Origin of the sequence: Aliivibrio fischeri, assembly GCF_009727955.1 — a bacterium.
GTDB lineage: Bacteria > Pseudomonadota > Gammaproteobacteria > Enterobacterales > Vibrionaceae > Aliivibrio > Aliivibrio fischeri_A.
Genome location: NZ_WOBR01000003.1, coordinates 208,386 through 222,817 on the forward strand (window position 1 = coordinate 208,386; position 14,432 = coordinate 222,817).

Annotated in this window: 12 protein-coding genes; 7 read left to right on the top strand and 5 right to left on the bottom strand. The window is 38.4% G+C overall.

The window, feature by feature from the left end:
* Positions 1–10 precede the first annotated feature (10 nt).
* Together GNP81_RS02760 and GNP81_RS02765 are read left to right on the top strand one after the other, a co-directional pair.
* Positions 11–658: an ATP-binding cassette domain-containing protein gene (locus GNP81_RS02760; RefSeq protein WP_069594206.1), complete on the top strand. Its 648-nt coding sequence runs from the start codon at positions 11–13 to the stop codon at positions 656–658.
* Positions 651–1,259, top strand: coding sequence for a CDP-alcohol phosphatidyltransferase family protein (locus GNP81_RS02765; protein WP_155663768.1), 609 nt, complete (start codon positions 651–653; stop codon positions 1,257–1,259). The genes GNP81_RS02760 and GNP81_RS02765 overlap by 8 nt, the downstream gene beginning before the upstream one ends.
* A 78-nt stretch (positions 1,260–1,337) precedes the next feature.
* On the opposite strand, the gene GNP81_RS02770 is transcribed toward GNP81_RS02765, so the two are convergent.
* Positions 1,338–2,708, bottom strand: coding sequence for an NCS2 family permease (locus tag GNP81_RS02770; protein WP_155674133.1), 1,371 nt, complete (start codon positions 2,706–2,708; stop codon positions 1,338–1,340).
* Positions 2,709–3,184: 476 nt separating this feature from the next.
* On the opposite strand from GNP81_RS02770, the gene GNP81_RS02775 reads away from it, so the two are divergent.
* Positions 3,185–4,741 (top strand): methyl-accepting chemotaxis protein, encoded by a 1,557-nt coding sequence (locus GNP81_RS02775; protein WP_155674134.1) that lies wholly within the window; start codon positions 3,185–3,187, stop codon positions 4,739–4,741.
* Positions 4,742–4,901: 160 nt separating this feature from the next.
* Positions 4,902–6,749, top strand: a complete 1,848-nt coding sequence (locus GNP81_RS02780) for a M3 family metallopeptidase (protein WP_155674135.1) — start codon at positions 4,902–4,904, stop codon at positions 6,747–6,749.
* A 46-nt stretch (positions 6,750–6,795) separates the two neighbouring features.
* Here the strand turns inward: GNP81_RS02780 and GNP81_RS02785 are convergent, their stop codons facing one another.
* Both GNP81_RS02785 and GNP81_RS02790 read right to left on the bottom strand, forming a co-directional pair.
* Positions 6,796–7,785 (bottom strand): esterase/lipase family protein, encoded by a 990-nt coding sequence (locus tag GNP81_RS02785; RefSeq protein ID WP_155674136.1) that lies wholly within the window; start codon positions 7,783–7,785, stop codon positions 6,796–6,798.
* 122 nt (positions 7,786–7,907) lie between these two features.
* The gene (locus GNP81_RS02790; RefSeq protein WP_063649259.1) at positions 7,908–8,522 is read right to left on the bottom strand and encodes a TetR/AcrR family transcriptional regulator; all 615 of its coding nucleotides are present in this window, start codon (positions 8,520–8,522) and stop codon (positions 7,908–7,910) included.
* Positions 8,523–8,756: 234 nt separating this feature from the next.
* Between GNP81_RS02790 and GNP81_RS02795 the strand changes: the two genes are divergently transcribed.
* From GNP81_RS02795 to GNP81_RS02805, 3 genes are all read left to right on the top strand, one after another.
* Positions 8,757–9,824: an MBL fold metallo-hydrolase gene (locus GNP81_RS02795; RefSeq protein WP_155674137.1), complete on the top strand. Its 1,068-nt coding sequence runs from the start codon at positions 8,757–8,759 to the stop codon at positions 9,822–9,824.
* A 160-nt stretch (positions 9,825–9,984) separates the two neighbouring features.
* Positions 9,985–11,739 (top strand): gamma-glutamyltransferase, encoded by a 1,755-nt coding sequence (gene ggt / locus GNP81_RS02800; RefSeq protein ID WP_155674138.1) that lies wholly within the window; start codon positions 9,985–9,987, stop codon positions 11,737–11,739.
* A gap of 167 nt (positions 11,740–11,906) precedes the next feature.
* Positions 11,907–13,001 carry a YdcF family protein gene (locus GNP81_RS02805; protein ID WP_155674139.1) on the top strand — a complete coding sequence of 365 codons (1,095 nt, stop codon included), beginning with the start codon at positions 11,907–11,909 and terminating at the stop codon, positions 12,999–13,001.
* Positions 13,002–13,079: 78 nt separating this feature from the next.
* Here the strand turns inward: GNP81_RS02805 and GNP81_RS02810 are convergent, their stop codons facing one another.
* Complete coding sequence (locus tag GNP81_RS02810; protein ID WP_012535515.1) at positions 13,080–13,637, bottom strand: ferredoxin-type protein NapF; 558 nt, start codon at positions 13,635–13,637, stop codon at positions 13,080–13,082.
* Entirely contained in the window at positions 13,637–14,221 is a 585-nt protein-coding gene (locus tag GNP81_RS02815) for a molecular chaperone TorD family protein (protein WP_005421852.1), read from the bottom strand. Before GNP81_RS02815 ends, GNP81_RS02810 begins: the two co-directional genes overlap by 1 nt.
* Between the last annotated feature and the right edge of the window lie 211 nt (positions 14,222–14,432).

The window sequence follows — 14,432 nt, forward strand, 5'->3', positions numbered from 1 at the left end:
TAATTACCAAATGTGTCTTTATCTCGAAAACCTCGCTATTCATAAAACTGGTGGTGAAGCTCTATTTACCTCTCTGAATATGAGAGTAAAAAAAGGAGAAATCCTAACCTTAATGGGGCCTAGTGGCTGTGGAAAATCAACTTTGCTAGATGTCATTGCTGGCCATCTGTCTGATGAATTTTCTTATTCTGGAAACCTAACTCTAGACAGTACTGATTTAACCAAGCTCCCTGCTCACAAACGTAATGTCGGGATCTTATTTCAAGACGATTTGTTATTTCCTCACCTCACCGTTTGGGAAAACTTAGCGTTTGCACTGCCTAATGCAATCAAAGGCAATGATCGTAAAACACAAGCAATGCAAGCATTAGAGCATATCTCATTAACTAAACTCGCCAACTCTTTTCCTGCTCAGATTTCTGGTGGTCAACGAGCTCGCATCAGTTTAACTCGTATGCTACTTGCAAAACCCAAAGTGGCCCTTCTGGATGAACCATTTAGTAAACTAGATAAAGACCTTCGTATTCAATTTAGAGATTGGGTGGTTGAACAGCTAAAAGAAGCCAATATTCCGGCTTTAATGGTGACGCACGATAAAGAAGATGTACCACAAGGAAGTCGAGTTCTTACTTGGCCTTGGGAGATAACTCATGCTTGATAGTTTCAGTATTAAAGTAATTCGTTGGCCTTTAGCGCAAAGTGCCAAACTAGTTAATAAACTGGGAGTTACAGCCAACCAAACGACGCTATTTGGCTTTGTTTTAGGTTGCTTAGCTTTCCCAGCTCTTATTGCAGAGCAATATTTGTTGGCTCTAGTATTTATTGTTTTGAATCGCATTTGTGATGGATTAGATGGGGCATTAGCTCGAATACAGGGCATCACCGATGCGGGAGGCTTTCTTGATATCAGTTTGGATTTTCTGTTTTATTCTTTGATCCCTTTTGGATTTGTTCTTGCTAATCCTGATCAAAATGCCATTGCGGGTGCGTTTTTAATTTTCTCGTTTGTTGGGACAGGAAGTAGTTTTTTAGCTTTTGCCATCATGGCAAGTAAGCAAGGAATTGATAATCCAGTTTATAAACACAAATCCCTTTATTACATGAGCGGCTTAACCGAAGGAACAGAAACCATTGCGTGTTTTATCGCATTTTGTCTGTTTCCAACCCATTTTGCCATTATCGCCTATGTTTTTGGTGCCGCTTGTTGGTTTACCACCTTTACTCGCATTTACTCTGGATTCCATACTCTAAAACCGTAAGTTTAATCAACTTCACGCATAAAAAAACGGATGGCTTATACCATCCGTTTTTAATTTTGAACAATCTATTATGGCAACTTAAATAGCCCAACCACCAACATAGAAAATAATCAATGCAATCGTAATAGAGACAATACCAACATTCAGTTTCTTAATCTCGCCAGCAAAAACACGGCCAACAACAAGTGTAGTAAAACCGATCATAATACCTGTTACGATGTTTGCAGAAAGAATAATGAATACCGCACACACAAGGCCAGATAACGCATCAACTGAATCTTCAAAATCCAGTTTAGATACATTACTTAGCATTAATAAACCAACGTACATAAGTGCAGGAGCAGTTGCATAAGTAGGTACTAAGTAACTTACTGGTGATAAGAAGATCATCACTAGGAACAACACCCCAACAACCGTTGCAGTAAGGCCGGTTTTACCACCAGCAGCAGTACCTGCCGCCGATTCAATGTACACAGCAGCCGGTGCACCACCAACAAGACCAGCAACCATTGAGCTTGCAGAATCCGCCGTTAATGCTTTACCGCCATCAATGATTTTACCGTCTTTATCTAATAAGTTTGCTTGACCTGCTAACGCACGGATAGTACCAGTCGCATCGAACACTGCCGTCATAACTAAAGCAACGACAACAGGAAGAATCGCAGGTGTTAAAGCACCCATGATATCCATAGAACCGATCAATGAACTACCGTCAGCGGTTTCTAGACTCGGCAAAGCAAAGAACCCATTGTAAGTTACGCTTGGATCAAAAATTAAACCGATGATTGAGATAGCAACAATCACTAATAAAATGCCACCAGGAACTCGTTTCTTTTCTAAACCAAAGATAGCAGCAAGACCAAGTACTGACATGATCACAGAAAACGAAGTAATATCACCTAGCATAATAGGCAGACCCGCATGTGCATTTTTTACGATAAGCCCCGTACCATCTGCTGCAATTAGCAGTAAGAAGAGACCGATACCAATACCAGTACCATGAGCAATACCTGATGGTAAGTTATTTAAAATCCACTGACGAATGCCTGTTACCGTAATAAGTGTAAACAAAGCACCCATAATAAATACGGCACCAAGCGCAACAGGAATACTTACGCCTTGACCTAATACTAAACTGAACGCAGTAAACGCGGTTAGTGAGATAGCACAACCAATTGCCATTGGTAAGTTAACCCATAACCCCATTAACAGTGAGCCAAATGCAGCAACTAAACAGGTAGCAACGAATACTGCACCAGTATCAAAACCTGCCGCTCCTAACATGCTTGGTACAACAATAACCGAATAAACCATCGCTAAAAAAGTAGTTAAACCCGCAATCATTTCTGTTCGAACTGAACTACCACGTTGTGAAATCTTAAAAAAACCATCTAATTTCTTTTCAAAATTTGATGTTGTTTCAGTTTGCTGTGCATTGTCCTGAGACATGGAACTATCCTTACTAAAGTGCGTTAAAGTTGCAGTCATAATTTGCGCGCATTTTCACACAAACTGAGCAAAATATAAATAAGCAATCGTTACCGTAATGAGATTTCAATAGGTTACAGTGAATAAAAGTCTAATGAGAAATGAAGTGATTTATTGATTTTTAAAAGAAAAATATCAACTTATACACTCGCATATTATTTTAATAATTATTGATTTTCCCTTGTCAAAAATATGACCCACCTGATTCACTCAGCTTTTTATTTAACAAAAAATAAAACTTGTATTAAACAAGACCACTAAAGCATCACACAACAGCAATGAATCAGATTTGATTTCACAACATAAATAATAAATTGGACAAGGTTATAGAAGGCATCAAGAAAAAATAGGCACAAAACCTCAATAAAAATACAGTATGGTGTAATATTTGCTTACATTTAGCTGCTGAATTTATCGAGACAAAAAGAGACAAAGACATGAAGACAGATCCGTCTAACAATAAAGAAGTTCTATTTCCCAAAGAATATAACTTGTTATCAATCACCTCCCCATCAAGTCATATTACCTACGCAAGTAGCAATTTTTGTGAAGTAGCTGGATTTACGTTAGATGAACTGAATTCACAACCCCATAATATCGTTCGCCATCCAGATATGCCGAGTGAAGCATTTAAAGATATGTGGTCTCACCTAAAAAACAAAAAATCATGGATGGGATTAGTTAAAAATAAATGTAAAGACGGAAATTACTATTGGGTTGACGCCTTCGCATCTCCTATCCTTCAAAATGGTGAAATAAAAGAGTATCAATCTGTTAGATTAAGTCCTTCTCGAAAGCATATTGCTAACGCTGAAAAAGTATATGCATCATTAAAATCAGGTAAGAAACCATTAAAACTAACATTGCCAAGAACTCGTTTATGGCAACGCTTTGCTTTAACATTAATACCTAGTTTTATTGTCGCGGCTCTGATTTCATATCAATGGTCCCCTTTATTTGGTTTAAGCCTCTTGAGTACACTTTCGCTATTGAGTGTCTATTCATTAACTCGTCGTTTAGAGCAATTATCAACTAAAGCAAAAGCGGTCTTTGATAATCCACTAATGGAATTAATTTACACGAATCATGTGGATGATATTTCAGAAATCGAACTTGCGTTAAAAATGCGCCAATCTGAAATTAATGCCATTATTGGACGCATTCAAGACTCTAACGAGCAGATTGAAACACTAGCGAAATCATCAACTTCTAACTGCCTAGATACCGTTAATAACCTAAACGAACAAACTCAAGAAACCAATCAGGTTGCTAATGCTATCCAAGAAATGTCAGCTTCCGTTAACGATATTGCGGCAAATGTTCTAAGTACAGCTCAAGCAACAGAAGAAGCATATCAAGTCACTTCTGAGGGAATGACAACAGTCACAGAGACAGTAAACTCAATCCAAATGCTTTCAACACAATTAACCAATGCCTCCAATATCATTGCAACACTGGAAGCTCGCGGAAACGAAATTGGTTCTGTATTAACCGTGATACAAGCGATTGCAGAACAAACAAATCTATTAGCATTAAATGCGGCAATCGAAGCTGCACGAGCCGGAGAGCAAGGCAGAGGGTTTGCTGTTGTTGCTGATGAGGTCAGAGCATTAGCTCAGCGAAGTCAAGATTCAGCAAAAGAAATTCAAGATATGATCAAACAGATACAACAAAGTACACAAGATGCCGTTGAAGCAATGGAACAAGGAAAATCACTCTCTGGTGTATGCGTAGATTCAGCAAATAAATCAGGCCATACGTTACAAGAATCCTTTGAGCAAGTGAGTGCAATTGCTGAAAAAAACACTCAAATATCCGTTGCGATTGAGCAAATTGTCAAAGTATCCGAAGACATGAATACAAATATTCAATCAATTAATAATGTCTGTGAGCATACACACAACATTGCAAATGAAACGATGAAAGAGTGCAGCACTCTCTCAGAAACAATTGATTCTCAAGGAGCTCTGGTCGCTCAATTCCGAAACGTATAAATATCCAATAAAGACAAAGCCCAATGTGATTCATCTTAGAGCTTTCGTCTTTAAATCTGCGTCTTTTTAACTACAAATTGAGCTTTTTATTTATCCGACTTTCTCCTTACTCAATTTATGCCATAATCACAGTTCACAAGTCTGCATTAAAGGGAAGAAAATGACTGCTACCGCTTATCTTAATGACTTAAATCAACGTTATTTATCTATTCATCGCACCAAAGAAAACTTCTTCTGGGATACTTACATGGGGCTGAGTGATGATCATAACGGCTCAACAGAAGCTGAAACCGCTTGGACGCAATTCTTAAGTGACGCCACACAAATTCCAGCCATAAAGCAACAAATCAAACAAGCTCAATCTATTACAAATACAGAGGAAAAAGAGCAAACTCTGATTGGATTACAAGGCTGGTTAGCTACATTTGAATCACACGCTATTGAGTCTGAAACCGCACAGAAACTAAAATCAGAGCTGATAAAATTTGAAGCTGGTTTGTTTGAGAAAAAACAAAACCACACCATGACTTATGTGAATGAAGCGGGTGATACCGTTGAAGGATCTCTTCCTGTTCTTGCATCGGTTGTTCGTACCAGCTCTAATGAAGCGACACGTCGCTCTGCTCACCAAGCCTTTCTCGATTTAGAACAATGGCTACTACAAAATGGCTTTATTGAACTGATCAAACTTCGTAACCAATTTGCTCGCTCTCAAGGATTTGAGACTTTCTTTGATTATTCAGTAACGAAAAAAGAGAAAATGAGTGCTGATGAGTTATTTACCATTTTGGATGACTTTGAAAAGCGTACTCATGAATGTCATCAACGAAGTTTAAACCAACTAGCTGCAGATAAAGGGAAAGATGCACTACTTGCACATAACTTCGTTTTCTCATTTGCTGGCGATGCTATGCGAGATTTAGATCCATATGTACCTTTCTCTAAATCATTACGCCGTTGGGTTGAATCATTTGGTCGCTTGAACATTGAATTTTCAGGCGCAGAGTTAACATTGGATTTATTAGATCGTAAAGGTAAATATCCAAATGGATTCTGCCATGGTCCAATTCCTTCGTTCTACGATCAAAACCAATGGATTGCAGCAAAAGTTAACTTCACAAGTAACGCTAAGCCAGATCAAATTGGTAGTGGTTATGATGGTATGAATACCTTATTCCACGAAGGTGGTCATGCCGCTCACTTCTCAAATGTAAAAATGAACGCACCATGTTTTTCTCAAGAGTTTGCTCCAACATCAATGGCATACGCTGAAACTCAATCGATGTTTTGTGACAGCTTATTAACCGATGCAGACTGGTTAAAACAATACGCATTAGATGATAATGGTACTCCTGTTCCTGATGAGATTATTAAGGCTATCATTGATTCCAAACAACCGTTTAAAGCATACCAAGAGCGCAGCATTTTGGTGGTGCCTTACTTTGAGCGTGCGTTATATCGATTAAGCGACGAAGAACTCACACCAGAAAACATCACTGCATTAGCTCGTGCTTCAGAGAAAAAAATCTTAGGACTAGCATGTAGCCCTCGCCCATTAATGGCAATACCACATTTAGTATCAGATGAAGCGGCTTGTGCTTATCATGGCTATTTACTTGCGCACATGGCGGTATACCAAACTCGCGCTTATTTCACTGAGAAGTTTGGCTACTTAACCGATAACCCTGAGATCGGCCCATTACTTGCAAAACATTATTGGAATGCGGGTAATAGTGTTAGTCACAATGACTCTATCATTGCATTGACAGGGGAAGGGTTTAACGCGAAATACTTAGCTGACGAGTGTAACTTATCTGCACAAGATGCATGGAAAGTAGAGCAAGATAAAATCGCAGAGTTAAACTCTCGAACTCAAGCAGACGTTGCACCTCTACATGCCAACATCACGATTATTGATGGGCCAACAACATTAGCAAGTAATGCTGAGTCTAACCAAAAAATGTGTGATGATTTTGAAGCTTATATTAAAAAGACGTACGGTAGGTAGATAACCATCATCATTTAAATAAACCAGCCTCCACCGGCTGGTTTTTTTATAGATTTGATTCTTGTGGCGTTGAATAAAGAAGTTGAAGTAAACGAGCTTGTTCTTGTTGATTGATATCCGATTTATCCACCAATACTTCTTTCTGTTTTAATATATTAATTAGATCTGTTGGTACTGACTCTCCATTTCCAACAATCTCAACATGACCTGCTTTTACGGTTACTAAATCCGTGTTCACACCATCATCAACTTGATTGTTTGATTGTTCATTAACACTAAAAACGTAATCGTCCTCAATACACTCTCCTTTGTCATTTTCCTTACGACACGAATTTCGCTCATCGGTTTTGATCACCAAATGCTGAGAGACTGATGCGACAAGATCACCTGGTTGCTCGATAAAATCAGCATTCGGCGGTATTTGTTGATATTTTTCTCCCGTCACGGCATAACAAATCAAATCGACAATACCTAATGAGAGAATACGTAACGGTGTGATTCCGCAGTGCGATGAAATTTCAATACCATTAAAGGGAGATGAAACCGTTGTTAATTGCACTTTCTTAGCCGTGACCGTTTGTTGGTCTTCTCTTTCTGAAGTTAATGCACGTCGGGCAACCAACCCTCCTTGGCTATGGCCAATGACATGCAGGTCTTGATTCGGATTTTGAGTTGATAGCTGATTTAAAGCCGCTACAAGCTCACCTGATGTGTCTTCTAGACTTTTTCTATCATCATATTCAAAACAAATGGCTTGTTGGTCGTATAGTCCATAAACATCGGCTAAGGTCTCAAAGCGTCCAGCAGACGAAAAACAACCATGAACAATAATTGTTAAGGGTTCATCTGGGTTTAAGTGAATTGAGTCGTTACCTTCGTTATTACAATGTTTTAGACCAGCAATTTGTAATGTTTGTTTTGTATGAGCTATCTCAGAAGTACCTACATTCTGCTTGATGTCTGAAGATGATGCACATCCTTGCATACCTAAAAACACACTCATAACGGCATATAGAAAAAAATCCTTTTGTTTCATTAAGCCCACCTACTCATTGAATATACACACAATGATAGAGTATTTTTTAGCCGATTATTACTGTAACTGGTGGATCTTTTTGGTATGTATTTGAGCCTTGTGACGTTTATCGTATTTCTTTTTTATCTTTTTAAATAACGACTCAAAAACATATCAGCCGTTTCAGTAACCAGTTGTTCTTTCTCTTCCGAAGATAAAACAGCCCTCATACCCACTAACTGAGGCCAAAAAGCACTGCCTTTTAATAAGCTATGTAATTGAACTCCCGCTTTATGCTTATCTTCAATAGTCAGCTTTTTTGTGTCCATCATTAACTGTAACCAACGAGATAACGCCGTCTCTTGCTCTGCCATTTTTTCAACCTGAAGTTGCAATTCATCAGGTTTATAAAAGAAATGACCAAAGGCCACTTTCGCTAAGTCTAGATACGATTGAGCACCAATAACGTTCAACTCAGCGAGCAGCAATCGCTCTAGTTGGTCTTGAATACTCACATTTTCAGAAAACTGAATATCAATATCTGCCATCGAGTTTTGCCATAAATCAGACAATAACTCCATAACTAAGGCTTCTTTAGATGAGAAGTGATTATAAACCGTGCGTTTTGATACTTGAGCTAAAGATGCCAGTTTATCCATGCTAGTATTTTGCACACCATCATCTTGATATGCCTTTTTCGCTGCCGCAAGAATCGCTTCACGCTTTAATTCACTTCTGTTTTTTTTCTTTTCAATCATAAAGATACCTTAAATATAGAACATGATAACGATTAAAAACTGTCACCACTGCGATTCATTTTACACTAACTAGTTTACTTTTCACTTTTAAAATGTAAACTAGTCGGTGTAGTTTACTTCATGAGAGGGCTGAATCCTCGTAAGGAAAACGACGAAATAAGGAAAATTAGCTACTCTAATACCAATCACAGTAAGAAAGTGTTTAGAAATGACGAGTGGTTAAAAGGGATAAATATGAAAAAAGAACGTACTTTGATTATCAATAAAAAGATCGCTTTAATAGGAGTTACCGTCATGGCTTTCACTTTTTCTTATTTCCAACAAGGTGAGAAGGATTCCCAAGCTCGTTTTAAAAACAGCGAAATGGAATACACTTCCAGTGCAAGTAATATTTGGGATATCGCTAAAGCATACATTTCAACGACAAGAACTGAGGCCACACCTAAAAATACGGTACCTGTCCAAGCCATTTCTATTGATGATTTAATGCAAGAAAAAGAAGCCGTGCTATATCGCCTCGGGCACTCTTCTGTTTTGATTAAACTTGATGGTCAACTTATCTTAACTGACCCTGTTTTTAGTGATCGCGCTTCACCTGTTCAATGGGCAGGACCAAAACGTTTTCACGCTGCGCCTATCTCGATTTCTGATCTCCCAACAATTCAAGTGGTTGCTATTAGCCATGACCATTATGATCATCTCGATAAGCATGCAGTAAAACAGTTAAACGATAAAGTAGAGCACTTTGTCGTTCCTCTTCGTGTTGGGAAGTTACTCAAAAAATGGGGTGTAGAAGAGAATAAGATCACCGAGTTTGATTGGTGGCAATCTCATACGATTAATCATGTTGAGTTTTCTTTTGCACCAACCCAACATTTTTCTGGTCGTGGTTTAACTGATAAAAACAGCACGCTATGGGGGAGTTGGGCTATCAAAGGCAAGCAAGCCAACCTTTTCTTTAGTGGTGACTCGGGCTATTTTTCTGGATTTAAAGAGATCGGCGATAAATATGGTCCATTTGATTTAACGATGATTGAAACTGGCGCATATAATGAATTATGGTCAGATATTCATATGTTCCCATCACAAAGTGTACAAGCACATTTAGATGTTAAAGGGCAAACTATGATGCCAATTCATAACAGTACGTTTGATTTAGCTCTGCACGATTGGCAAGACCCTCTAGAGCAGGTATCTGCTATTAGTACCGAAAAAAAAGTACGTTTAATCACCCCAATTATTGGGGAGAAAATCATGATCACAGATCCAAAAATAACATCTCATTGGTGGCGTGAAATGTAACTTCACTTCATAAAACATAATATTGAGAGTGAATGACTCACTCTCAATTCGTTTAAAATGTGAGCATCAACCAAGAACCATAATAAGCTATTCGACACTCTTCTTTTCCTCTGTCAGTCTTTTTCTAACTCAACCGTCTTTGTTAGATTAAGGATCCGCTATGCAATGGAAAGCATCAACACTCGCCTTATTAATCTCTACTTCTATCGTAAGTCCTGCATCATTCTCAGCTCAAAGCACGGACAATATTGCTCCAGAAGCCTCAACAGGATTAACCAAGCAAAGCCTAGTAAAAGGCAAAGAATGGATGATTGCTTCTGCAAATCCTTATGCGAGTGAAGCAGGAGCAGAAATGCTACGCAAAGGTGGTAATGCTATTGATGCTATGGTGGCGACCCAATTAGTTCTTGGCTTAGTTGAACCTCAATCTTCAGGCATCGGTGGCGGTGCATTCCTTGTTTACTGGGATGCAAAAAAACAAGATCTAACGACTTTTGATGGTAGAGAAACTGCCCCACTAGCAGTTACGCCTCAACTCTTTCAAGATCAAAAAGGAGAGCCTCTTAAGTTTTATGACGCTGTTGTAGGAGGACGATCGGTTGGTACACCTGGCACAATAAAACTAATGTGGGATACCCACCAAAAGCTTGGGAAATTAGATTGGAAAACCTTATTTAAACCAGCAATTAAGTTGGCAACGGAAGGCTTTATAGTTAGTCCTCGTTTAGCTAAATTGGTTGATAATGACCAAGAATTTCTACAGCGTTCTCCAGTAACAAAAGCCTATTTCTTTAATCAAGATGGTTCCTCAATTAAAGCAGGACAACAACTTAAAAACCCTCAATATGCCAATACATTAGAAGCGATTTCAGAGCAAGGAGCTAAAGCGTTCTATCAAGGAGAAATCGCAGAAGATATTGTAAATACAGTAAGAAATGAAACCTCTAACCCTGGGGTGCTTAATTTAATTGATTTTACAGCTTATCAAGTGAAAGAGCGTGAGCCTGTCTGTGCACCTTATCGTCAATATGCTATTTGTGGAATGGGACCGCCAAGTTCCGGCGCATTAGCCCTTGGGCAAATCATGGGAATACTCAGCCATTACCCAATCTCAAACATGGGTAAGGATAACGTACAAAGCTGGAGATTGCTCGGTGATGCTTCTCGGTTGGCTTTTGCAGATCGAGGTAAGTACATAACTGACAGTGATTATGTACCAATGCCAACTCAAGGCTTATTAGACAAAAACTATTTGGAACAACGAGCTCAATTATTACAAGGTGAAAATGCGTTAGTTGAGACCACAGCAGGTTCACCTCCATGGTCACATGCCAATAATTACGCTTTAGACGAAGCGATTGAATTACCTTCTACGAGCCATTTTTCTATTGTCGATAATGAGCGTAATGTCGTTTCAATTACCACCACAATAGAGAATGGTTTTGGTTCTCGCTTAATGGTCAGAGGATTCTTATTAAATAATGAGTTAACCGATTTTTCCTTTAGAAGCCACGTTAATGGCATACCAATCGCCAACCGTATTGAACCGGGAAAACGCCCGAGATCCTCCATGGCACCGACGATTGTGATGAAAGACAATAAACCTTATATAGCAATTGGCTCTCCCGGTGGCAGCCAAATTATAGGGTATGTAGCTAAAACCTTGGTTGCTCATCTTGATTGGGGCTTAAATTTACAACAAGCGATTGACTTACCTAATATGAATAATCGATTTGGGGCATTTGAAATAGAGAAAGATACACCAGCCGAAGCGTGGGTTCCTAAATTAGAAAAGCTAGGATTTAAAGTTCAAGTTAAAGAACTAAACTCTGGCGTTCAAGCGATTAAACTGCAAGAAAACTCACTTATTGGTGCAGCGGATCCCCGTCGTGAAGGTAAGGTTATTACAAAATAAAACACATAAAGTAGGGTTATCATGCCCTACTTATTTTCTTGTGTGACATTAGTTCACACTATTAGGATTCATTTCAATCCAATAAAACCAAATACGATTGCGCTCACAATACTCTTTATTTTCAAGTAATAGGATTAAACTACGTTTACCCTTTGGAATAAAAAATAATGAAACGCACCCTACTTACCCTTTCTCTTGCTGTTATTTTCTCTGGCTCACTGTACTCAACAAACGTTGCTGCTGCTTTAGATACCGTTCAACCACAAGTTGACTATACAGAGATGACCTCTCAACGTCAGGTTGTGGATCAGCTTTTAAATGATGCTTATCAGGTATTTAAGAACCCTTCACGTATTTCGCATGCAGGATTTACGGCAAAAATGCCAAGCAACATGGAGATGATAACTAATCGCCTTCTTGAAGCTTACCAACTTGAACCTTACCGAGTTGACCTACTTTTTTCTGCTGCTAATGCTCAGATCTATAACAGCAATGTTGATCGCGCAATCGAACTCTTTACTCAAATTTTAAGCGTGGCTCCAGATGATGTTGATGCACATTCTTATCTTGTGATCTGGCAAAACTTCAAAGGGAATAAAAGCGAAGTTACACGTCACTTAACGGCATTAGAGCAGCTTAATAAAGGCCGTGTTGCAGATCTGAAGAAGATAATGTCAACCATTGACCGAATCGTTGAAACACCATTAAGTAATACCATCAAAAAACAAGGTAAAGGCAAAAATGCCATTATTACTTTAGGCTATGCTCTGAACCCAGATGGCAGCATGAACCCAATCTTGATTGATCGCTTAAACGCAACATTGGATATGGCGAAGAAAAACCCTAACTCATACATTGTTGTAACGGGAGGCGTTCCTAAAAACCACAAAACCGAAGGCAAACTGATGGCTGATTGGTTAGTGAAAAACGGCATTGATGCATCACGTATCATTGAAGACAATTACGCAAGAAGTACTGTTGAAAATGCCTTATACAGTAGCTATGCATTAGCTCGACATAATATCGATCATGCTACTATCATCAGCTCTGCAAGTCATGTTCGTCGTGGACAAGCATTATTTGAAGTGGCAAGTTGGCAAACCGGCCCTAAAGGGATCACGTTTGATACTTACTCTGCAAATGATCGCCCACTTGAAGAGCTAAAAGTGCCTACAGATAAAGAACTATTAGGTATCTATCGAGATGCATTACGTGTTTACGGAATGTGGAGTTACCGCTCTTATCCATTAGAGCAGCGTTAATACGCCGGTTATTTTCTCGCATAATAATAAAAAAGGTGACGTTCAATCGTCACCTTTTTTAATGCATTAAAATACATACTAGCTTGGAACAGCAAAGGTCATTTGCACAGCACCAATAAAGCATGCAGAACGACATAAACCACAACCATTACATAAAGATGCGTCCACCTGTGGCAACTTTCTAGGTTCGATAATTATCGCTTTCTGCGGGCAGGCATCAGCACACACTTCACACCCTCCAGAAAGTTTATTATTACAACTTGAAATAAACTCAGGTTGTAAATTGATAATACCTAGATCTTTACCCAGAGCGCCTGAATCACATACCAACTGACACTCTCCACAAAAAGTACAGTGATTATAATCAAGATTCAATTGAGGGCGAGCATCCACCATCTCTATTACATGTTGAGGGCATACAGCAGCGCACTGTTCGCAATCTTGGCAAAGCTCTCTGAATAGCCCCTCTTCAATAGCATAAGGAGATCTTGCTACTGTCGGTTTAATTGTATTTTGAGATGACTCTTTTAACGATTTATTTGCACCTGACAATAGTCCACGAAATAAACCACGTCGGCTTACGGTTTTATGCTCCAAATAAGAACGATAATAGTTTTCATCTCTTTTATCTTTCATTAAAAATATAACTTATATTCGTGTGGTATAATATTAAGTTCTTTTTGTAATGCCGCTAACCAACCAGCAGTAATATCCGATAATGTTTTATATACATCTGTTTTACTGTGTTTTTTAACTAACTCTAAATAATGATATGACCAAGGCAATAAATGCTCTGAAAGTAGCTCTGAAATAACACTTTCATCTTTTTCTTGATCGATCATCATAGCCATTGCTAATAAAGAGAGACCAAACTGATCTTCTGGCTCCCTCATTCCTGTGTTTAACTCAATATTATGGTTAAGTAAAAACTGGCGGAAACGTAAAGTTGAATCACCAAATATAACTTGTTCTCTATCTAGGTATACTGAACCCCAAGGCGGTGCTGGCATAACATCACACCCTTCAAACAAACGCTGAAAATCATCAGCAACAAGTTCATTATCTGTCACTTCATACGCTCGGATAAAATCTGAAAACTCAGTATCATTCAAATCTTCACTTTGCTTAATATAATTTATGTATTGAGTATTATTCTCATTATTTAGTGGGTAATAAAAAAGACTACCAAATAATTTCGCCGCAGCACTTATACTTTCCATTAATATTCTTATATAAAAATTTAACCATTGATTTAAATCTTACTATAAGTGTTAAGGTTTTTTTTGTTCTCGCTCAAATAAATTCGCTATTAATATATTCAATATTTAGCAAAGTTATTCTTCCCATGAAACAACATTCCCAAAATCGATACATTTAGGCTTATTAATAGTCATATTTATAACTCAGTCTCTTTTGCTTGATCAAAAACAA